The following is a 22,156-nucleotide window of genomic DNA, read 5'->3' as shown; positions in this document are numbered from 1 at the left end:
ATTACTTTACATTATTCTCACTTTAAATCATTAAAGCGTTCACTTAACAAAAAAGGGACTGCTATCTATTAAATAACAGCCCCATTGCTATTATGTTAAATACTATTCTTCGGTTGTTGAACCCTCATTTAATTCTTCAACCTCTTCTGCAAGTATTGTATCACTTTTTCTAACTTTTGCAATGCTTATTAATTTAGTATTTTCTTTTAAGTCGATTAATTTAACTCCAGATGTAATTCTACTTAGGAGTGTTGTGCCTGCAACTTCGATTCTAATGATTGTACCTGCAGTATTAATGAGCATTACCTCATCATCCTTTTCAACAGCCTTTGCACCGATAAGATTACCAGTCTTTTCTGTAATCTTGTAACACTTAACACCCTTTCCACCACGGTGGATTGTGTTGAACTCTGTCATAAGTGTACATTTACCAAGACCATTTTCTGAAACAGTCATAAGACTTTCGCCCTGAGAAATAAGCTGCATTCCAATGATTACATCATCAGCAGAAAGGTTCATACCGATAACACCCATTGTTGCACGGCCTGTAGCACGAACCTCAGTCTCGCTGAAGCGGATAGCCTGACCATACTTTGTAACCATGATTACATCTTCATCACCATCAGTAAGCTTAACTTCGATCAGAGTATCATCATCACGAAGTGTGATTGCTGTAAGACCATTTTTTCTGATGTTATCGTATTCAGTAATCTTTGTTTTCTTAACAAATCCATCAGCTGTTGCCATGAATAGATATTTATCCTCATGATAATCCTCAATAGGAATCATGGCTGTAATCTTTTCATCTGGCTGAAGCTGAAGAATATTTACAATTGCAATTCCTCGGCTTGTACGGCTAGACTCTGGGATCTCGTATGCCTTGATTCGATATACTCGTCCCTTGTTCGTGAAGAAGAGGAGATAATCGTGTGAAGACATCATAAGCATTTCAGTAACGTAATCCTCATCGATAGTCTCCATACCCTTGATTCCCTTACCGCCTCTGTGCTGTGCCTTAAAGTTGTCTTCATTCATACGCTTGATATATCCAAGCTTTGTAAATGTAACAACAGTATTTGTAACAGGAATCATATCCTCCATGCTGATATCGAACTCATCAAATCCGATAGATGTACGTCTGTCATCACCATACTTATCAGCGATTTCTGTGATTTCAGTTTTAATTACGCCGAGAAGAATCTTCTCATCTCCTAAAATAGCCTTCAATTTTCCAATTAAAATCTGTAAATCATCATATTCCTTCTGAATCTTGTCACGCTCCAAACCTGTGAGAGCACGGAGACGCATATCAACAATGGCCTGAGCCTGAGCATCTGAAAGACCAAAACGCTCCATTAATGTGGCCTTTGCTGAATTTACATCAGCGGAACTTCTGATAATCTGAATTACTTCATCAATGTTATCAAGGGCAATGAGTAATCCCTCTAAAATGTGAGCTCTTTCCTCAGCCTTGTTCAACTCGTACTTTGTACGACGAGTTACTACGTCCTTTTGGTGATCAAGATAATGCACAAGCATCTGCTTAAGATTAAGAATCTTTGGCTGATTATTTACAAGTGCAAGCATAATTACACCGAATGTATCCTGAAGCTGAGTGTGCTTGTAGAGCTGATTCAAAATGATGTTAGGATTTACATCACGACGAAGCTCAATACAAACACGGATACCTTCACGAGATGACTCATCACGAAGATCTGTAATTCCATCAATCTTTTTATCCTTAACAAGCTTAGCAATATTTTCGATAAGTCTTGCCTTATTTACCATGTATGGAAGCTCAGTAACAACAATTCTGTTTTTACCATTGTCCATAGGCTCTATTTCAGAAACTGCACGAACTCTGATTTTTGCACGACCAGTACGATATGCTTCTTCAATACCAGTCTTTCCAAGGATTACGCCACCTGTTGGAAAATCAGGTCCCTTTACAATATCAAGAAGTTCATCGATTTCTGTCTCTCTGTCTTCCTCAACCTGATTGTCGATAATCTTATTAACTGCTCCAATAATCTCACGAAGGTTGTGAGGTGGGATATTGGTAGCCATACCTACGGCGATACCAGTAGTACCATTTACAAGAAGGTTAGGATAGCGGGCTGGAAGAACAGTAGGCTCTTTCTCAGTCTCATCAAAGTTTGGCATGAAGTCTACGCCATCCATATCGATATCTTTACCAGTGGTGAATTTTTCATCCTTGTAATTGATACCGAACATTGTCATAGAAATCTTAGAAAGACGAGCCTCAGTGTATCGCATAGCAGCGGCACCATCACCGTCTTCTGAACCAAAGTTTCCGTGACCGTCTACAAGTGGGTAACGAGTATTCCATTCCTGAGCCATATTAACAAGAGCTCCGTAAATAGAACTATCACCATGTGGGTGATATTTACCCATTGTATCACCGACAATACGCGCACATTTTCTGTGTGGTTTGTCTGGTCCATTGTTTAACTCAATCATAGAGAAGAGAACTCTACGTTGAACTGGTTTTAAACCATCTCTTACATCTGGAAGTGCACGTGAGGCAATAACGCTCATGGCATAATCGATGTAGGATGTCTCCATTGTTTCTTTTAGATCAACATCATGAATGTTATCAAAAATTTTGTCGTCCATATTTATCCTTTATCTTTTGCTTTTGGGGCGAAGCCCCGATTTTATATTAAAAAATTAGATATCCAAGTTCTGAACATATTTCGCGTTCTGCTCGATGAATTCACGTCTTGGCTCAACCTTATCTCCCATAAGAGTAGAGAATGTAACGTTGATTTCTGAAGCATCTTCATCATCTATAACTACACGCTTAAGAATTCTCTTTTCAGGATCCATTGTTGTCTCCCAAAGCTGCTCAGCATCCATCTCACCAAGTCCCTTATATCGCTGAATCTTGTTATTATTGTCACGACCAACCTCAGTAAGAATCTTATTTAATTCCTCATCAGAATATGCATACCAAACTTTTTTATTTTTCTCCAACTTGTAAAGTGGAGGAGTAGCAAGATAAACATAACCCTGCTTGATAAGCTCTGGCATAAATCTGTAAAGGAATGTAAGCATAAGTGTGGCGATGTGAGCACCATCAACGTCGGCATCAGTCATGATAATAATCTTGTGATAACGAAGCTTTGAAATATCAAAATCTTCATGAATACCTGTACCGAAAGCTGTAATCATTGCCTTAATTTCAGCATTTCCGTAGATTCTGTCCTCACGAGCTTTTTCTACGTTAAGAATCTTTCCACGAAGTGGAAGAATAGCCTGTGTTGCACGGCTTCTTGCCTTCTTAGCAGAGCCACCAGCGGAATCTCCCTCTACGATGAAAATCTCGCAATTCTTAGGATCTTTATCTGAACAGTCAGCGAGTTTTCCAGGAAGTGACATTCCTTCAAGAGCTGTTTTTCTACGAGTAAGATCACGAGCTTTGCGAGCTGCTTCTCTTGCTCGCTGTGCAAGCAGCGATTTTTCGCAGATATTTTTAGCAATTGTAGGATTCTGCTCTAAGAACCATGTAAGCTGCTCAGAAACGATAGCATCAACAGCACCTCTTGCCTCAGAATTTCCAAGCTTTTGCTTTGTCTGTCCCTCAAACTGTGGCTCCTCAATCTTGATAGAAATGATGGCAGTAAGACCTTCACGAATATCATCACCATCAAGCTGTGGATCACTATCCTTTAAAATCTTGTTATCTCTAGCGTATTTATTAAATACCTTTGTAAGAGCACCTCTAAAACCAGTAAGATGAGTACCACCTTCTGGAGTAACAATGTTATTTACATAACTGTAAGCCTGATCCTGAAATCCATCATTGTGCTGCATTGCAACTTCAACGTAGATATTGTCTCTTGTACCTTCACAGTAAATAACCTCATCATAAAGAGCTTCATTACCACGGTTAATATACTGAACAAATTCCTTGATTCCACCTTCGTAATGGAAGCTTTCCTCTCTAGGCTCATCACCTCTTTTATCAGTAAGAGTAATACGAAGTCCCTTTGTAAGGAATGCAGTCTCACGAAGTCTAACCTTTAATGTCTTAAAATCAAAGATTGTTGTCTCAAATATTGTCTCATCTGGCAGGAAAGTGACCTTAGTACCTGTCTCTTCTACTGGACAGGTACCAATTTCTTTAAGAGCATACATAGTCTTTCCACGCTCATAACGCTGTTTAAAGATTTTTCCTTCACGCTTAATTTCTACTTCAACCCAATTTGAAAGGGCATTAACAACAGAAGCACCAACACCGTGAAGACCACCAGATACTTTGTATCCGCCACCGCCAAACTTTCCTCCGGCATGAAGGACTGTAAATACAACCTCAACCGCTGGAATACCGGCCTTACTGTTGATTCCAGTAGGAATACCACGTCCATCATCAACAACAGTAATTGAATTATCTGGATTAATTGTTACCTGAATATGAGTACAAAATCCTGCAAGTGCCTCATCAACAGCATTATCAACTATCTCATATACCAAGTGATGAAGACCTCTTTCAGATGTAGAACCAATATACATACCAGGGCGCTTTCTAACTGCTTCAAGTCCCTCTAAGATTTGTATTTGATCTGCACCATATTCCTGATTAACTTCTTGACTCACCTTTGTTCCTCCGTAATTAAATCTATAGAACCATTTGTTACTTTATAAACTGTATTAAGCATAAATCTATTTTTTACAAATTCATCAATACCTGTACAGGTAATGATAGTTTGAGTATCCAGTAGATTATCTAATAAATAACTTTGACGATTTTTATCAAGCTCAGATAAAACGTCATCTAAAAGTAATATTGGTTTATCGTTTATTGTATCTTCTACAAGCTTTATCTCTGAAAGCTTAAGCGAGAGAGCACATGTACGCTGCTGTCCCTGGCTTCCAAACTTTCTAATATCAATTCCATCAACTGTAATTTTAATGTCATCCCTGTGAGGACCAACACTTGTCTGACAGAATCTTAAATCCTTTTCCTTGTTATTTACTAACTCATCAAGAAAAAAAATATCCTCAATATTAGGCTCATAACTGACATTTATATTTTCTTTTCCGCCAGTAATTTTACTGTGAATATCTTTAACAATAATGTTGATATCATCAATAAATTTTTGACGTCTTGTTATTATCTTTTTTCCATAATTTATTAATTGCTCATCCCATATTGGTAAAGTTTCTTTCAATTCTGGCTTATATATAATTTCTTTTAAAAGGGTATTTCGTTGATTAAGAGCTTTATTGTAATTGGTTAAATCTGAAAGATATATTTTATCAATCTGACAAAGCTCTGCATCCATAAATTTTCTTCTCTCAGCAGGACCATTTTTAATTATATTTAAATCCTCTGGAGAGAAAAAAATTATATTTATTAGACCAAATAAATCCGAAGCTTTTTTTATTGGAACCCTATTAATAGCAATTCCTTTTGATCTATTTTTTTTCAAATGAATATCTATTTGATAATCCCTGTCGTTTTTTGAAACTACAGTTTTAATGTGACTTTCATTTTTATCAAATTTTATTATTTCCTTATCACGACTGCCTTTATGAGATTTTGTAGTTCCTGATAAATATGCAGCCTCTAAAATATTAGTTTTACCTTGGGCATTATCTCCAAAGAGAATAGTAGTATGCTCGTCAAAATTTATATTTAACGAATCATAATTTCTAAAATTCTCTAACTCAATGGATTTAATTATCATTAGTAACTATTACGCTTTCTCCATTAAATTCAACAACATCACCAGGGTAAATCTTTTTACCACGGCGAGTTTCAACCTCGCCGTTATATTTTACAAGTCCATCTTCAATAACTTCTTTAGCCATTGCTCCTGATTCAACAAGATTAGCAAGCTTGAGAAGCTGACCTAATTTAATAAATTCGTCTCTAATTTGAATCTTTTCCATTAATTTGCTCCTGGATTATTAAAGTTTACAGGAAGAACAATGTAAATGAATGAACCTTCATCATCCTTAATGAAGCATGGGCTCTTAGCATTAAGCATATAAAGATTAATTTCTTCATCATCGATAACCTTAAGGGCATCCATAACAAACTTTGGATTAAATCCAATCATGATATCCTTACCCTCTTTAACAATATCAATATCTTCATTCATAGAACCAATGAATGATGAAATTGAAAGTGACATAGTATTTCCTGCAGCATTAACAATAATTGGCTTTTTATCTCCTTCATTAACAAGGATTGTAGCTCTATCAATACAGTCAAAGAATTCTCTTTTATTAATCTTAATCTTTGTCTCATAATCAGCTGAAAGCATCTGCTCAATTTTAAAGTATTCACCTTCAATGATTCTTGAAACAACAGTAGTCTGATCAAATTCAAAAATAATGTGATTATCAGTAACAAAGATATTTACTTCGTCATCAATACCACCGTCTACAATCTTAATGATTTCATTAAGTGTCTTCTTTGGAACAACTACCTTAACATCCTCAGCTGGATTTTTAAGTTCAACATTTCTTATAGATACTCTATGGCCATCAAGAGCAACAACCTTAAGCTTATTATCTTTAATTTCAATAAGCTCACCTGTCATCATCTTATTATTTTCATTATCAGCAACTGAGAAGATAGTCTGTCTAATGATATCTCTAAGAGTAAGCTGAGAAATAATAATAGGTTGATTTCTTTGAATGTTAGGAAGATAAGAGAAGTCCTCTCCAGATTTTCCTATAATATCAAACTTAGCCTTTTCACATGTGATTGATGTTCTATAAGCTGAATCTGTTTCAATAGTAACTTCATTATCAGGAAGCTTTCTAACAATTTCAGAAAACTTCTTTGCATCGAGCGCAATTATACCTCTTTCTAAAATAGAACCATTAACAATAGTTTCTATTCCGATTTCCATATCATTAGCTGTAAGTTTTATCTCTCCAGATGATGCATCAATAAGTATGCATTCAAGTATTGCCATTGTAGTTCTAACTGGAACTGCTTTTGAAACAATATTGACACCTTTTACAAGGTCAGATTTTTGACAAGTGATTTTCATTGGTGTTCTCCCTTTCAAAAAAAATAAATAAAAAATATATTCTTAGTATTCTTATTATAGGTTGTGGATTTGTATATAACTGTGAAACCCCAGTAACTACACGTAAAACATGGTCTAATAACTTTTAAAAATCTGTGAATTAATTATTGATAATGTATGGATAGTTTGTGAATAAAAATTGTCTAAATTTTTAAATATCTACCGTTTTGAAAAGTCATTAACATATTGTTCACAGATTATCCATAATGTTATTAACATGTTTTCCACATTAATTTGGATTAATCTTTTTCTTAATTGTTTCTACAAGACTCTTTGTGTTTTCATCTTTTTCAATTTCTTCACCGATTTTATTTGCTCCGTGAATAATTGTAGAATGATCTCTTCCACCAAGAAGAAGACCAATTGCCTGAAGCGATGAATCCGTCATTGTATTACATAAGTACATTGCAATCTGTCTTGGTCTGGCAACATTGTTTGATCTATTCTTTGATGCCATTTGATCAACTGTAAGATTAAAATGTTCTGCAACTACTTCTATAATAAGCTGTGGTGTAATTTCTCTTGAGATATTAGGAGATATAAAATTCTGTAATTCTCTTTCAGCAATCTCCATTGTAATATCTATTTTTTCAAGTCTTGAGAAAGCAATAAGCTTATTTAAAGCTCCCTCAATTTCTCTAATATTTGATTGAATATTTTCAGCAATATATTTTCTAATTGACTCATCGAGATTGAATTTCTTATCTTCAACCTTCTTATTAAGAATGGCCATACGTGTTTCATAATCTGGATATCCAATATCTGCCATAAGACCCATATCGAATCTTGATTTGAAACGGTCATCTAAAGTTTCCATATCCTTTGGTGGTTTATCAGATGAAATAACAATCTGCTTTCCCATAGCGTGGAGAGCATTAAAGGTATGGAAAAACTCTTCCTGAGTTGCTTCCTTTCCTATAATAAACTGGATATCATCAACCATTAAAACATCAACTGTTCTATATTTATCTCTAAAGCGCTGCATTGCAGTTGCATTAGAATTTGCTCTCATGTTTTCAATAACTTCGTTTGTAAATTCCTCTGAAGTTACATATAGAATATGAGTATTTGGATTCTGATTTTCGATGTAATTTCCGATTGCCTGCATTAAGTGAGTTTTACCAAGTCCAGGTCCTCCATATATATATAGGGGATTGTAAAATTCACCAGGTGATTCGGCAACTGCAAGTGCTGCAGTTTGAGCAAATCTGTTGTTTCTACCAACGACAAAATTATCAAATGTAAACTTTGGATTTATAGTAGTATTTCCAATTTTCTTTTCATTATATGTTGGAGCTTCTTCTATATTAATATTTACGTTTTTTTCTTTTTTGATTTGATTTGCATTATCTTGAGAGATAACTAAGATTTCATCGAATTGAATTCCTGTGATTTCTGCGATTGTTACTTTGAGTGGTGTAGCATATTTTCTTGTTACATAACTAAGAGTCATTGTATTTTGATCACCACTGTATGTAAGATATAATTTATTATCTTCTATTTGAAATAATTCCAGAGGTTTGATCCAAGAATCATAAGATACATCTGTAATAGCATATTCATTTTTTAAATAGGAAAGTATCTCATCCCATTTTTTAACAATTTCTTCCATATATAGTCCCTTTTATCCACAATTTTAAACTATTTAATATTCTAAACTAAATAAGGCATTTTAGCAATATTTACTATAATAATGGTGTAGGGGATTGTTTAAGAAGAAAAGAGCCTTATTTTTGAAATTTGAGCCTATATTTGGCCTGTTATTTTTTATCCACAATAGTCAAATTCAGTTTTCCACAGTTTTAGGCCTTTATTTTACTATAATTTATATAATTATTGTGGATAAATTGATTTTTATCACATCTTATCCACATAGTTTTCCACACATTGTAGATAACAATATTATTTTTTTAGGGCTTTGAACACAACATTTAGTATTCAAAAAATATAATATTATTAAGATATTGTGTTTTTTAGTTATCCACAATGAATTCTATATTTAAATAATCGTTTTTTTATTGACTTTATAGGCTTTTCCCTTTATAATTTCAACTGATGTTTTCTCATAAAGAGGAGGTGGATATATTATGAAGATGACATATCAACCAAAAAAGAGACAGAGATCCAAAGTTCATGGATTTAGATCTAGAATGAGCACAGCAGGCGGACGTAAGGTACTTGCTGCTAGACGTGCAAAAGGAAGAAAGAAGTTATCAGCTTAGGCCACAGACCATGTGGTCTTTCTTTCTATTTAAAGGAAAATTTTTGTTATGGAATTTAGTGAATCGCTAAAAAAGAATAAAGACTTCACTCTGGTATACAGAAGAGGTGTGTCCAAAGCTAATCGCCAGCTCGTTATGTATATCTACCATAATAATACGGATCGAAATCGCATTGGAATTTCTGTTAGTAAAAAGGTTGGAAATTCGGTAGTTAGACATCATTTGACGAGACTGATAAGAGAAAGTTATAGACTAAATGAAGAGATGTTCAATAGTGGTTTGGACATTGTAGTCGTTGTAAGAGAAGCCGCAGCTTCAGCAACTTTCGATGAGATACAAAAATCTTTGCTTCATCTTGCAAATCTTCATAAAGTAACTCGAAAATAATTGGAATTATCATTTCCATTATGATGAATAAGTATGTTAAAGAGACTCTTTATATTTTTAATTAAGTTTTACCAAAAATATATATCTCCAATGAAAACTACTAAATGCCCTTATTGTCCTAGTTGTTCTAATTATGGGCTTCAGGCTGTTGAAAAATATGGAGCTATTAAGGGTGGTGGTTTAGCATTATGGCGTATCATTCGTTGTAATCCTTTTTCTCATGGTGGATATGATCCAGTTCCATAAAAACTGGAGGTTTTACATTGAGCGAGCTTTTATTAACCGCTTATGACGGTTCAATCTTAGGACCTATTGCTAAGGTTCTTGGTTGGTTTATGGACAAGATTTATATTCTTCTTGCATCTATCGGTATTGAGAATATAGCTCTTACAATTGTTATTTTTACAATTTTTATTTACCTTTGTATGTTTCCTCTTACATATAAACAGCAGAAGTTTGCTGTTCTTACACGTAAGATGCAGCCTGAGATGAAGGCTATTCAAGATAAATATAAGGGTAAGAAGGATCAGGCCTCTATGCAGGCTCAGCAGAGTGAAACTCAGGCTCTTTACGATAAATACGGTATTTCACCTACAGGTAGCTGTGTTTATATGTTAATTCAGATGCCAATTCTCTTTGCACTTTATAGAGTATTTTATAATGTTCCAGCTTACATTTCTTCTGTAAAGAATGTATTTACAGAGCTTGTAAACGGTATTATGGCTACAGATGGTTTTGCTACTACAATGCAGAACATATTTGATGAGTCAGGCGTTAAGAATCTTAGACCTACTTTTACTGGTAGTGATACTACAGTTATTTCAGATTCTATTATTGATGTACTATATAAGCTTCCATCAGCCGGTTGGGAAGCTGTTACATCTAATTTTCCAGCTTTAGCTTCTTCTGTTGATACAGTCGTTGCAAAGCTTGAGAAAATTAATTACTTATTTGTACTTAATATTTCAGATACTCCACTTAATCTTATTAAAGATGGATGGTCAGCTGATACTAAGAATTTTGGGCTTATTATTTGTGCTTTACTTATTCCTGTTTGCTCATATCTTTCACAGATGGCAAATATTAAGCTTACACCTACTTCTACTGAAGGACAGTCAGAGCAGATGGCACAACAGATGAAGACAATGAATCTTATGATGCCACTTATGTCTCTTTTCATTTGTTTTTCAGTTCCTGTAGGTCTTGGTCTTTACTGGATTGCTGGTGCTGTTGTACGTATTATTCAGCAGTATTTCCTAAATAAGCATTTCGAAAAGATTGATCTTGAGAGCATTATTGAGAAGAATAAGGAAAAAGCTGCTGCTAAGGCTGAAAAGCGTGGTATACGTCAGGCTCAGATTTATGAGGCTGCTCGTATGAGCACAAAGATTGATTCTATGTATAGCAAGACTAGTGTTGAAAGTGATGATGCTGATGCTTTAAAGAAGGCTGATGAATTTAGATCTAAAGCTAGCAGTGGTTCACTTGCTTCAAAGGCAAATCTTGTTAAAGAATTTAACGAAATGAATAATAAATAAGGGGGAACTTAATAATGGAATTTAAAGAGTTTACTGGTAAGACTGTTGATGACGCTCTTACAAATGCAACAGTTTCATTAGGTGTAACTTCTAGCGAAATTAAATACGAAGTGGTTGAAGAAGGAAGCTCTGGTTTTCTTGGTATTGGTTCTAAAGATGCTGTAATTAAGGTAGTTATTTCTACTGAAGAAGATCCAAAGCAGGTTGCAAAGGATTTCCTTGATGGTGTATTCGAGGCTATGCAGCTTGAAGTTAATATTTCTATGGAATTCAATGAAAGTGATGAGACTCTTTTAATTGATCTTGCTGGTCCAGAGATGGGTGTATTAATTGGTAAGCGTGGTCAGACACTTGATTCCTTACAGTATCTTACAAACTTAGCTGTTAATCGTTCTTCTGAAAAGTATACAAGAGTTAAGATTGATACAGAAGATTACAGACGTCGTAGAAAAGAGACTTTAGAAAATCTTGCAAAGAATATGGCTAGCAAGGTTAAGAGAACTAAGAAGGCAGTTACTCTTGAAGCTATGAATCCTTATGAGAGACGCATTATCCATTCTGCTCTTCAGAATGATAATAATGTTACAACTCATTCAGAGGGTGAGGAGCCATATCGCTACGTAGTTATTACACTTAAGAAATAATCTTTTGATTTTTTAGGGTTAGTCTTATAATTAGGCTAACCCTTGTTGTTTGTTTTATAGATTTTATAATTTACTTATGAACTCTATAAGATAAATAGTTTGGAGGCTAATATGTATCATTCTGATACCATTTGTGCTATTGCTACATCTATGAATAGTTCAGGCATTGGAATAATCCGTGTCAGTGGAGAAGAATCAATTGCTATAGTTGATTCTATTTTTCGTGGAAAAAATAAGTTAGCAGATTGTGACAGTCATACTATTCAATATGGTCATATAGTTTCAAATGATGAAATCATTGATGAAGTATTGATAATGCTTATGAAGGCTCCAAGAAGTTACACTACAGAAGATACTATTGAAATAGATTGTCATGGTGGTGTACTTATTCTTAAAAAAGTACTTTCACTTTTAATTGAATCAGGAGCAAGAATAGCAGAACCTGGTGAGTTTACAAAAAGAGCATTTTTAAATGGAAGAATAGATTTATCAGAAGCTGAATCAGTTATGGATTTGATTTCTTCAAATTCAGAACTTGCTATGAAGAATTCTATTAAACAATTATCTGGTTCTTTAAATAAAATTATTGTTGATTTAAGAGATAAGATTCTTTATGAAACAGCATATATTGAATCAGCACTTGATGATCCTGAACATTATGATTTAACAGATTATCCTGAAGAATTAAGAGTAAAAGTAAATGATATGCTTGAAAGAGTTAATGATTTAATTAATTCTTTTAATTCAGGTCATATTTTAAAAGAAGGAATTAATACTCTTATTTTAGGTAAACCAAATGCTGGTAAATCATCTCTTTTAAACACCTTAAGTAGAAGAGAAAGAGCAATCGTAACTGATATTCCTGGAACTACAAGAGATACTTTGGAAGAGCAGATTACAATTAATGGAGTTTCTCTTAATATTATTGATACAGCAGGTATAAGAGAGACCGATGATATTGTAGAAAAAATAGGAGTTGATAAAGCTTTAGATTCTATTGATGATGCTGATTTGATTTTATTTGTAATTGATTCATCAAGACCCCTAGATGAGAATGATGAATTCATTATTGATAAGATTATAGATAAAAAAGTAATAATTTTACTTAATAAATCTGACCTCGTATCAAAAATTAGCGAGGAAGAAATATACAATAAATATAATAAACCTGTTATTTCTTTCTCATCTGTAAGCTTAGATGGACTAAAAGCTTTAGAATCTAAAATTACGGACATGTTTTTCAGTGGTCAGGTTAAATCTGATGATACTTTGTATATTACAAATTCCAGACAGGCTGGATGTTTAACTAACGCAAAGAATAGTTTGTCTAATGTTTTAAATAGTATCGATAATATGATGCCAGAGGATTTCTTCTCAATTGATTTAATGGATGCATATAACTTTCTAGGTGAAATCACTGGTGAAACTATTGATGATGATTTAGCTAATAAAATTTTCTTAGAATTCTGTATGGGAAAGTAAAAGTAGTAAGGAGTAATAAATGAGTCACGTTGAAGAATCCTATGATGTAGTTGTTATAGGAGCTGGTCATGCAGGTTGCGAAGCTGCACTTGCTTCTGCCCGCATGGGATTAAATACAATTTGTTTTACAGTTAGCATGGATTCAGTTGCAATGATGCCATGTAATCCAAACATTGGTGGTAGTTCAAAGGGACATCTTGTAAGAGAGCTTGATGCACTTGGCGGACAGATGGGTATTAATATTGATCATACCTTTATCCAGTCTAAAATGTTAAATAGTTCAAAGGGGCCTGCAGTACATTCACTTAGAGCTCAGGCTGATAAAGCAGCTTATTCTCAGAGAATGAGAAAGACTATGCAGGATACTGAAAACCTTACTTTAAGACAGGCAGAAGTTACTGAGTTAATTATTGAAGATAATAAAGTAGCAGGTGTTAAGACTCTTTCTGGTGCAACTTATCATTGTAGAGCTGTTGTAATTTGTACTGGAACATATCTTAGAGCAAGATGTTTATATGGTGATGTAATAGAACATAATGGTCCTAATGGTTTAAAGGCTGCTAATCATCTAACCGATTCATTATTAGCTAATAATGTAGAAATGAACCGCTTTAAAACTGGTACTCCGGCAAGAATTGATAGTAATTCAATTGACTATTCTAAGATGGAACCACAGTATGGTGATGACCCTGTAATTCCATTTTCATTTAGTACACCTAGAGAGTCTGTTCAGATTGAACAGGTTCCATGTTATCTTACGTATACTAATGAGAAAACACACGAAATTATTAGAGCAAACCTTGATCGTTCACCAATGTATTCTGGTGTAATTGAAGGAACTGGTCCAAGATATTGTCCAAGTATTGAAGACAAGGTTGTTCGTTTTGCAGATAAGAATCGTCATCAGCTTTTTGTTGAACCAGAAGGTCTTAATACAAACGAAATGTATATTGGTGGTATGAGTTCTTCTATGCCAGAGGATGTTCAGTATGCTATGTACAGAACAGTACCTGGACTTGAAAATTGCAAAATTGTTCGTAACGCATATGCGATAGAGTACGATTGTATTAATGCTACTCAGCTTAAAGCTAGTTTAGAGTTTAAAGATATTGATGGTCTTTTCGCTGCTGGCCAGTTTAATGGAAGTAGTGGATATGAAGAAGCTGCAGCTCAGGGATTAGTTGCAGGTATTAATGCTTCACTTAAGCTTCTTGGAAAAGAACCAATGATTCTTGATAGAAGTAATTCTTATATTGGTGTTCTTATTGATGACCTTGTTACTAAGGAGACAAAAGAACCATATCGTATGATGACTTCACGTGCTGAGTATAGACTTTTACTTCGTCAGGATAATGCTGATTTGAGACTTTCAAAGATTGGTTATCAGGTTGGACTCTTATCAAAAGAGCGTTATGAGCATGTAGTTGAAAAGGAAAGACAGATAGAGAAAGAGGTTGCCAGAATTAAGGAAATTAATATTGGTGCTAGAAAAGAGGTTCAAGCTCTTCTTGAATCTTATGGAAGTATTCCTCTTTCAAATGGTATAAAGTTAGTAGACTTAATTAGAAGACCAGAGCTTGATTATGATAAGCTTGCTCCTATTGATCCAGAGAGACCAGAGCTTTCTGATGAAGTAAGAGAAGAGGTAAATATCTATATTAAATACGAAGGTTATCTAACAAGACAGGCAAAACAGGTAGAACAGTTTAAAAAACTTGAATCTAAAGTTATACCACAAAATATTAATTATGAGGATGTTTCTAGTTTACGTTTAGAAGCAAGACAGAAGCTTACAAAACTACGTCCAGCTAACATTGGACAGGCATCAAGAATATCTGGAGTAAGCCCAGCAGATATTTCTGTTCTTCTAGTTTATCTTGAAACATATAAGGGTAATTAAACTTTTTAATCAATGATTTAAGGGTACTTATATATACCCTTAAAACAATCAAAATTTTTTAAAGGAGCTTTATGAGTAGAGATTATTCATATTTAATTGATACTTTATCAGGATGGAATTTTACTTTAACTGACAGGCAGATAGAACAGCTTGATTTATTTTATGAATTATTAGTAGAGAAGAATAAAGTAATGAACCTTACAGCTATTACAGAGTTTAATGAAGTTATAGTAAAACATTTTGCTGATAGTTTATCTATATGTACAGTATTACCTGATTCAGTTAAAACAGTTTGTGATCTCGGAACAGGTGCTGGTTTTCCAGGTATACCTATGGCAATAGCTTATCCTAATTTACAGTTTACACTTATTGATTCTTTGAATAAGCGTATAAAGTTTTTACAGGAAGTAGTAGATTCTTTAGGACTTACAAATGTTATACTGGTACATGCTAGAGCAGAAGAAGCAGGACGTAATAAACTATACAGAGAAAAGTTTGATTTAGTAGTATCACGTGCAGTTGCAAACATTGCTACATTATCAGAATATTGTTTACCACTAGTAAATGTTGGTGGATACTTTATTAGCTTTAAGTCTGGTGACGTAAAAGAAGAGATTGAAGCATCAGGTTCTGCAGTTAAAAAGCTTGGTGGAAATCTTACTAAGCCAGTATACTTTTCTTTACCAAATACAGATATTAGCAGATCATTTTTAATAATAAAGAAAGAAAAAAATACTCCAAAGGCATATCCTAGAAAAGCTGGAACTCCAAGCAAGGAACCTTTGAAGTAATATCATGTTTCACGTGGAACATATATAGTAATTGTGTTTTGTTACAACACAACATGTAGGGGAAATATCTATGGTTAATGACTTCCTTAAAAAATATCAGGATGAACTAATTTCTGAAAAAATTCAATTAAAAGAAGATATGGACTTGCTTGAAACAAAGATTAAGGAAGAAAATAAATTCCTTAATCTTTTAGAAGAGTCCAATGAATCATATTTCAAAGAATTTACTCCTAGAGATTTAAATGCAAAGAATAATAAAAAAGCAGAAGAGATACGTGAGTATCTTGTAGAATTAAATGGTCAGCTAGATGAAAAGCAGACTCAGATGAAATTCTATGATGGAAGATTAGTAGAGCTAAGTACTTTAATTTCTAATACTGTTGTTAATCAGCAGCCAGTTGTAGAAACTGTTGAAGAACCAATAATTTCAGAAGAAATAGTAGAAAGTGAAGAAAATGATGTAACTAATCCTTTCGGAATATCTAATTCTGACCTAATTGGACAACTTTCTAATATAAAAGATTTGATTTTATTAGATCCATACAGAGCTCAGATTGAATTAGAAAAAATAATTTCTACTATATAATCTTTTACAAACCTAAATATAGATATGTTTCACGTGAAACATTTTATGTATATATTAGGTTATAAACACAAAATATAGTACTTGGATTTTTGAATCAACTCCTATATATTGCAGTTTTTAATGATAATGTTTCACGTGAAACATTATCATTTTATTAATATAACAACTATATATAGTTAGTTAAATCAATATATTTAGTAAGACGTACAGATTTTCTTAGTAGAATTGAATATTAGAGAATGATATAATTCTAAGAGTTAAGAATATAAAGGAACTAGAGAAAAAGAAAAGAGGGAGACAATAAATGAAGAGAGTGATTGCAATTGCCAACCAGAAGGGTGGCGTTGGTAAAACTACTACTAGTATCAACCTTTCAGCTTGCTTGGCTGAAGCAGGAAAGAAAGTCCTTGTTATTGATACTGATCCACAGGGAAATGCTACAAGTGGTCTCGGTTTAGATAAGGATGAATGTGAGAATACTGTTTATGATTTAGTGTTAGACCAGTGCAGCATTAAAGAATGCATGTATAGTGTGGAGAATATCCCAAACCTTACAATCATTCCATCAAATGTTGATTTAGCTGGAGCAGAAATAGAACTTCTTGGAATCAATGAGAAGGAATACATCCTTAGAAATGCAGTAGATTACGTAAAGGATGATTTCGATTATGTAATCATTGATTGTCCTCCTTCACTTAATATGCTTACAATCAATGCTATGACTACAGCTGATTCTGTACTTGTTCCAATTCAGTGTGAGTACTATGCATTGGAAGGTATTAGTCAGTTGATTCATACAATCGACCTTGTTCAGGAAAGACTCAACTCAAAGCTAAAAATTGATGGTGTAGTATTTACTATGTATGATGCTAGAACAAATCTTTCTTCAGACGTAGTTGATACTGTAAAGAATAATCTAAATGCTACAGTTTATCAGACTATCATTCCTAGAAATGTTAGACTTGCAGAAGCTCCATCACATGGACTTCCTATTAATCTTTATGATCCAAAGTCTACAGGTGCGGAGAGTTATCGTAATCTTGCAAAAGAAATTATTGGGAGAAAGGATTTATAAAAATGGCTGTTAAAAAGGGAGGTCTTGGTAAGGGATTAGATTCTCTTATTGTGAATAAGAATGAGGGTGTTGTAGCTGTAAATCCTGAACAGCACGGAGCACCTGTTGAAGTTGATATTAATAAAGTTGAGCCTAATAAGCTACAGCCTAGAAAGAACTTTGATGAAGATAAGCTACAGGATTTAGCAGAGAATATAAAGATACATGGAATTATCAATCCACTTATTGTCCAGGATAGAGGAAAGTACTATGAGATAATCGGTGGAGAGCGTAGATGGAGAGCAGCTAGAATAGCTGGATTCAAAAAGGTTCCTGTTATCATTATGAAGCTTAGCGAGCAGGAGTTCGTTGAAATTTCTCTTATTGATAATATCCAGCGTGAACAGTTAAACCCAATCGAAGAAGCAATGGCATTTGCACGACTCATCGATGAGTTTAAACTTAAGCAGGATGAAGTAGCAGAGAGAGTATCAAAGAGCAGAACAACAATTACAAATGCTCTTAGATTACTTAAGCTTGATAAGCGTGTCCAGGATATGATTGTGGATGACAAACTTACAACTGGTCATGCAAGAGCAATGCTTGCTATAACTGATCCAGATAAACAATATGAATTTGCTGAGAGAGCTTTCGATGAGAAAATGTCTGTGCGTGACGTTGAGCGAGAGGTAAAGAAGCTCATCAATGATAAGAAGTCAGATAAGAAAAAGTCTGCAGATATTGATCCACAGCTTGTTGCAGTTTACGAGCAGACACAGGAAAAACTTAAGGGAGTACTTGGTACAAAGGTATTTATCAATGCCAAGGATAACAAGTCTGGAAGACTTGAGATTGAATACTATTCTCAGGATGAATTAAATAGAATAGTTGATTTATTAGAAAGTATTAAATAAAACATATGTTCGAAATGAACATTTATAGGAGTAGAAATGATAGAACAGTATTTAGGTTTTAGTTCAGATTATATTTTATTAGGACTTGCAGCATTAGTCTTAATTATGATTATTCTCTTGATAGTATTTATAGTGCAGATGTCAAAATTAAAGAAGAGATACAAAATCTTTATGGAAGGAAGCACAGCAAGATCTTTAGAGGATACTCTTATATACAGATTAGAGCAAGTAGATGAGCTTATCGAGGCTAATGCAAGCAACGAGAGAAATATAGATACTATCTTTAAAAACATGCAATCATGTTTCCAAAAGATAGGACTTGTAAAATACGATGCATTTAATGAAATGGGTGGAAAGCTCAGCTTTTCTCTTTGCTTATTAAATGAGAATAATTCAGGATTTATAATTAATGCTATGCATTCTCGTGAAGGATGCTATACTTATGTTAAGGAGATTATAGATGGCAATTCTATAATCCAATTAGCAGAGGAAGAAGAGAAGGCATTACAGCAAGCTTTAGGTGATAATTAATGCATAAATACATGCCAGCAGTTGGTTTTAGCAAAATAAATAAAGCAGACCTGGAAGAGTTAATAAAAGAAATTACTCTTAGACCTGATTATCAAGAGTCTGCAATTGATTTCGAAGGAAATCAGTTTGTAGAATTGAGATACATGGTAGCGGATAATGTAGGATTAGTACTTAGAGGAATCTATAATGAAAATGATGAATTCATTTTAGATTATTACTATCCTACTTATTTTGGTGGGTCTCTTTCAATCAATAATGATGTTGAAGTAATTAAGCAGACTGATAAGGATAATTACTATGTTATGTGCGATGAAATAAGATTAGGAGTAAATCTTATTTTCCAGCTTCAAAACATGGGTGAGTATCTTAGAAGAAATGGAGGTGCTAATAAGGTAGAAAGTAGAGATATCAGATTAGCTGCGCTTTCTACAGAAGGTAAAATACTTTTACCTGTATACGACAATGAAAAAAGTCGTATTAAGGAAAAAATGAATAATCAGAAGAGAATTAATCTTGTTGAACAGGCTAGGGATGGAAATGAAGAAGCATTAGAAAGTCTTACAATGGACGAGATTGATTTATATCAGAAAATCTCTAGAAGGGTGACAAGAGAAGACATTTTTAGTGTCGTCACATCTTTCTTTATGCCTTATGGAATAGAGAATGATAAGTATGAAATTCTTGGAGATATTTTAGATGTAAAGTATGTGGTTAATCATCTAACCATGGAAGAGCTTTGCATAATGATAATTGAGAGTAATGATGTAGTTCTGGAAGTCTGCATCAATAAAAATGATTTATTTGGAGAGCCATTAGTAGGCAGACGTTTTAAAGGTATAATTTGGCTACAGGGAACAGTAGATTTTTCCTAATCTTGATTTTTCATAACCAGTAGATTAAAATCTAATAGTTGTGAAAAATCGCGTTTGTTTGAGTAGCTCAGCTGGATAGAGCGTCCGCCTCCTAAGCGGAAGGTCGTGGGTTCGAATCCCATCTCGAACATTAATAAAATTGTTATGGAGCCGTATGGCTCCTTTTTTAATGCTTGAAATTAAAGCAATTATAAAGTGGCGTATTTAGTAGTTATTAACACTGTTTAGCCACAATAATTTCGCAATATTGTCATAAAATAGTTAGTATTGATAAGTAGTCTAATAATTATAAATATTGTATAATCAAAAGTAGAATATTGAACTATGATTTCAAACAAAGGGGGAAAATAATTATTTAGGAGGACGGTAGTCTATGGCTGATGTTACTTTAACAAAAGAGCAACAAGATACACTAGGAGAAATTGCAAATATTAGTATGGGTTCGTCTGCAACATCACTTAGTGCACTGCTAAATAATCTAAAGGTTGATATTACCACACCAAAGATTGAATTAATAAGAAAAAGTGAAGCACTTGATGATTATCATAATGTGTGTGTATTAGTACATATAAATTACGTTAAGGGATTATCTGGAAGTAACGTTTTAATTCTTAAAGAAAATGATGTAAAGATAATCGCTGATTTAATGATGGGAGGCCCAGGCGTAGCAGGACCAGATGATATTGGAGAAATCCAGTTGTCTGCAGTATCAGAAGCTATGAACCAGATGATGGGTAGTGCGGCTTCATCTATGTCACAGTTACTTAACAGAATAGTTGATATTTCACCTCCTAAGACAGACAACATTGATGTAGAAAGTGTAAAGATTTTTGAAAGGTTATTTGAGTCACCAGAAGTAGATTTTGTAAAGATAACATTTAATTTAAAAATTGGAACAATAATAGATTCAGTTATGGTACAGCTGTATCCTATTTCTTTTGCATTGGACATGGTACATCTATTTGATAAAAAGGATGCATAACAGGGGGCACAATGGACGAGAATACAAAGAAATTACAGAGAGAAATAGCTAAAGACAAAATTCAGGTTATTCTTTCCGGCATCGCAGTTGCAGTGCTTATTGTCATGGAGTTGTACATCATGATTAATTTTGCCAGCAACTTTATGTTCATGGCGGTGGGAGTACTATTGATGATTGTTGCGCTTTTTTTCCTGATAAGTGCAATATTAGATATGTCTATTAAATCAAAAGACATAGAAAATCAAAAGTATGATGAAATCTACAATGCACAGAAAGCTTCGTATCTCGTAATTAAGAAAAGCTTCGATGAGATGGAACAGCGTCTTAGAAACATCGAAGAAAGTAGTTCCTTACCAGCTGAAGATATTATTAATGCTCAAAAAGCAGTTGCAAAGGTTACAATTTCCAGAAACAAGGAAAATACTGATGCATTAATGAATTCAAATGATGAGCTTATTAATCAGCTCTTCTCAATCAAAGAAAAGATTGAGGCAAACAACAGTCAGATTCTTGAAAAGCAGCAAGCTCTGTTGAAGGAAACCAATTTTGATATTCAACAGAAGATTACAGAATTAAATTCTAAGATTGCAAACATAGAGGGTAAAATCCAAAATGGCATTCCAGTGATGGCACAACCTGTTCAGATGGCAGCGCCAGTAATGCAAGCTATGCCGGCTATGGAAACTCCAGTTATGGAGACACCAGTACCAGAAACTCCTCCAATGGATATTCCAGCAGCTGAGCCAGAGCCAATACTAGAAGAACCTGTAAGGGAAGAAATGCCTGTAATGGATGAGGTAATATCTGAAGAATCATTAACAGAAGAGGCTCCAGCTGAGGAGATTAGTTTAGAAGAGCCGGTAGAAGATTTAGGAATCGATTTAGATATGCCGGTTGAGGAAGAGCCACTTCCAGAGGAAGCAGTAGCAGAAGAGCCGGTGGAGGATTTAGGAATCGATTTGGATATGCCGGTTGAGGAAGAACCACTTCCAGAGGAAGCAGTAGCAGAAGAATCGGTAGAGGACTTAGGAATTGATCTTGATATGCCTGCAGAAGAGGTAGCTGTAGATGATGAGATTTCTCTTGAACCTCCAGTTGAAGAAGTTCCTACAGAAGAAATTAGTTTGGAAGAGCCAGTAGCTGAAGAAGCACTGGCAGAAGAAATAGTTTTAGAGGAGCC

Annotated in this window: 21 protein-coding genes and 1 tRNA gene; 16 read left to right on the top strand and 6 right to left on the bottom strand. The window is 34.1% G+C overall.

Annotated elements, in window-relative coordinates; translation table 11 throughout:
- Window positions 1-102: 102 nt before the first annotated feature.
- The 6 genes from gyrA to dnaA form a co-directional block, all read right to left on the bottom strand.
- The gene (gene gyrA, locus BUA88_RS12040; RefSeq protein WP_072918374.1) at window positions 103-2,637 is read right to left on the bottom strand and encodes a DNA gyrase subunit A; all 2,535 of its coding nucleotides are present in this window, start codon (window positions 2,635-2,637) and stop codon (window positions 103-105) included.
- Window positions 2,638-2,691: 54 nt separating this feature from the next.
- Window positions 2,692-4,620 carry a DNA topoisomerase (ATP-hydrolyzing) subunit B gene (gene gyrB, locus BUA88_RS12035; protein WP_072918372.1) on the bottom strand — a complete coding sequence of 643 codons (1,929 nt, stop codon included), beginning with the start codon at window positions 4,618-4,620 and terminating at the stop codon, window positions 2,692-2,694.
- Window positions 4,617-5,714 carry a DNA replication/repair protein RecF gene (gene recF, locus BUA88_RS12030; RefSeq protein ID WP_072918370.1) on the bottom strand — a complete coding sequence of 366 codons (1,098 nt, stop codon included), beginning with the start codon at window positions 5,712-5,714 and terminating at the stop codon, window positions 4,617-4,619. The genes gyrB and recF overlap by 4 nt, the downstream gene beginning before the upstream one ends.
- Entirely contained in the window at window positions 5,704-5,919 is a 216-nt protein-coding gene (gene yaaA, locus BUA88_RS12025) for a S4 domain-containing protein YaaA (RefSeq protein ID WP_072918368.1), read from the bottom strand. The genes recF and yaaA overlap by 11 nt, the downstream gene beginning before the upstream one ends.
- Entirely contained in the window at window positions 5,919-7,034 is a 1,116-nt protein-coding gene (gene dnaN / locus BUA88_RS12020) for a DNA polymerase III subunit beta (protein WP_072918366.1), read from the bottom strand. Before dnaN ends, yaaA begins: the two co-directional genes overlap by 1 nt.
- A 268-nt stretch (window positions 7,035-7,302) precedes the next feature.
- A complete protein-coding gene (dnaA, locus tag BUA88_RS12015) occupies window positions 7,303-8,685 on the bottom strand; it encodes a chromosomal replication initiator protein DnaA (RefSeq protein WP_072918364.1) in 1,383 nt (460 codons plus the stop codon).
- A gap of 475 nt (window positions 8,686-9,160) precedes the next feature.
- On the opposite strand from dnaA, the gene rpmH reads away from it, so the two are divergent.
- The 16 genes from rpmH to BUA88_RS11935 form a co-directional block, all read left to right on the top strand.
- The gene (gene rpmH / locus BUA88_RS12010) at window positions 9,161-9,295 is read left to right on the top strand and encodes a 50S ribosomal protein L34 (RefSeq protein ID WP_015550658.1); all 135 of its coding nucleotides are present in this window, start codon (window positions 9,161-9,163) and stop codon (window positions 9,293-9,295) included.
- 48 nt (window positions 9,296-9,343) lie between these two features.
- A complete protein-coding gene (gene rnpA, locus BUA88_RS12005) occupies window positions 9,344-9,682 on the top strand; it encodes a ribonuclease P protein component (protein WP_028243135.1) in 339 nt (112 codons plus the stop codon).
- Between the two features lie 33 nt (window positions 9,683-9,715).
- Window positions 9,716-9,928, top strand: a complete 213-nt coding sequence (gene yidD / locus BUA88_RS12000) for a membrane protein insertion efficiency factor YidD (RefSeq protein WP_072918362.1) — start codon at window positions 9,716-9,718, stop codon at window positions 9,926-9,928.
- A 17-nt stretch (window positions 9,929-9,945) separates the two neighbouring features.
- Window positions 9,946-11,220 carry a YidC/Oxa1 family membrane protein insertase gene (locus tag BUA88_RS11995; protein WP_072918360.1) on the top strand — a complete coding sequence of 425 codons (1,275 nt, stop codon included), beginning with the start codon at window positions 9,946-9,948 and terminating at the stop codon, window positions 11,218-11,220.
- 14 nt (window positions 11,221-11,234) lie between these two features.
- Complete coding sequence (gene jag / locus BUA88_RS11990; protein ID WP_072918358.1) at window positions 11,235-11,864, top strand: RNA-binding cell elongation regulator Jag/EloR; 630 nt, start codon at window positions 11,235-11,237, stop codon at window positions 11,862-11,864.
- A gap of 111 nt (window positions 11,865-11,975) precedes the next feature.
- Window positions 11,976-13,346, top strand: coding sequence for a tRNA uridine-5-carboxymethylaminomethyl(34) synthesis GTPase MnmE (gene mnmE / locus BUA88_RS11985; RefSeq protein ID WP_072918355.1), 1,371 nt, complete (start codon window positions 11,976-11,978; stop codon window positions 13,344-13,346).
- Between the two features lie 19 nt (window positions 13,347-13,365).
- The gene (gene mnmG / locus BUA88_RS11980; protein WP_072918352.1) at window positions 13,366-15,246 is read left to right on the top strand and encodes a tRNA uridine-5-carboxymethylaminomethyl(34) synthesis enzyme MnmG; all 1,881 of its coding nucleotides are present in this window, start codon (window positions 13,366-13,368) and stop codon (window positions 15,244-15,246) included.
- A 71-nt stretch (window positions 15,247-15,317) separates the two neighbouring features.
- Window positions 15,318-16,037, top strand: a complete 720-nt coding sequence (rsmG, locus tag BUA88_RS11975; RefSeq protein ID WP_072918350.1) for a 16S rRNA (guanine(527)-N(7))-methyltransferase RsmG — start codon at window positions 15,318-15,320, stop codon at window positions 16,035-16,037.
- A 70-nt stretch (window positions 16,038-16,107) separates the two neighbouring features.
- The gene (locus tag BUA88_RS11970) at window positions 16,108-16,623 is read left to right on the top strand and encodes a hypothetical protein (RefSeq protein WP_072918347.1); all 516 of its coding nucleotides are present in this window, start codon (window positions 16,108-16,110) and stop codon (window positions 16,621-16,623) included.
- 304 nt (window positions 16,624-16,927) lie between these two features.
- Window positions 16,928-17,698, top strand: coding sequence for a ParA family protein (locus BUA88_RS11965; RefSeq protein ID WP_072918345.1), 771 nt, complete (start codon window positions 16,928-16,930; stop codon window positions 17,696-17,698).
- 2 nt (window positions 17,699-17,700) lie between these two features.
- Window positions 17,701-18,591, top strand: coding sequence for a ParB/RepB/Spo0J family partition protein (locus BUA88_RS11960; RefSeq protein ID WP_072918342.1), 891 nt, complete (start codon window positions 17,701-17,703; stop codon window positions 18,589-18,591).
- Between the two features lie 36 nt (window positions 18,592-18,627).
- A complete protein-coding gene (locus BUA88_RS11955; RefSeq protein ID WP_072918339.1) occupies window positions 18,628-19,122 on the top strand; it encodes a DUF4446 family protein in 495 nt (164 codons plus the stop codon).
- Complete coding sequence (locus tag BUA88_RS11950) at window positions 19,122-19,994, top strand: DUF3881 family protein (protein ID WP_072918337.1); 873 nt, start codon at window positions 19,122-19,124, stop codon at window positions 19,992-19,994. Before BUA88_RS11955 ends, BUA88_RS11950 begins: the two co-directional genes overlap by 1 nt.
- 56 nt (window positions 19,995-20,050) lie before the next feature.
- Window positions 20,051-20,124, top strand: a tRNA-Arg gene (locus BUA88_RS11945).
- Window positions 20,125-20,367: 243 nt separating this feature from the next.
- Window positions 20,368-20,976 (top strand): flagellar motor switch phosphatase FliY, encoded by a 609-nt coding sequence (fliY, locus tag BUA88_RS11940; RefSeq protein ID WP_072918335.1) that lies wholly within the window; start codon window positions 20,368-20,370, stop codon window positions 20,974-20,976.
- An 11-nt stretch (window positions 20,977-20,987) separates the two neighbouring features.
- Window positions 20,988-22,156, top strand: a 1,169-nt coding sequence (locus BUA88_RS11935) for a hypothetical protein (RefSeq protein ID WP_072918332.1), incomplete at its 3' end; no start/stop codon positions are given.

It is taken from the genome of Pseudobutyrivibrio xylanivorans DSM 14809, from assembly GCF_900141825.1.
Lineage (GTDB): Bacteria > Bacillota > Clostridia > Lachnospirales > Lachnospiraceae > Pseudobutyrivibrio > Pseudobutyrivibrio xylanivorans.
The sequence above is the reverse complement of the archived record's forward strand: the minus strand, read 5'-3'. Positions and strand labels throughout refer to the sequence as shown.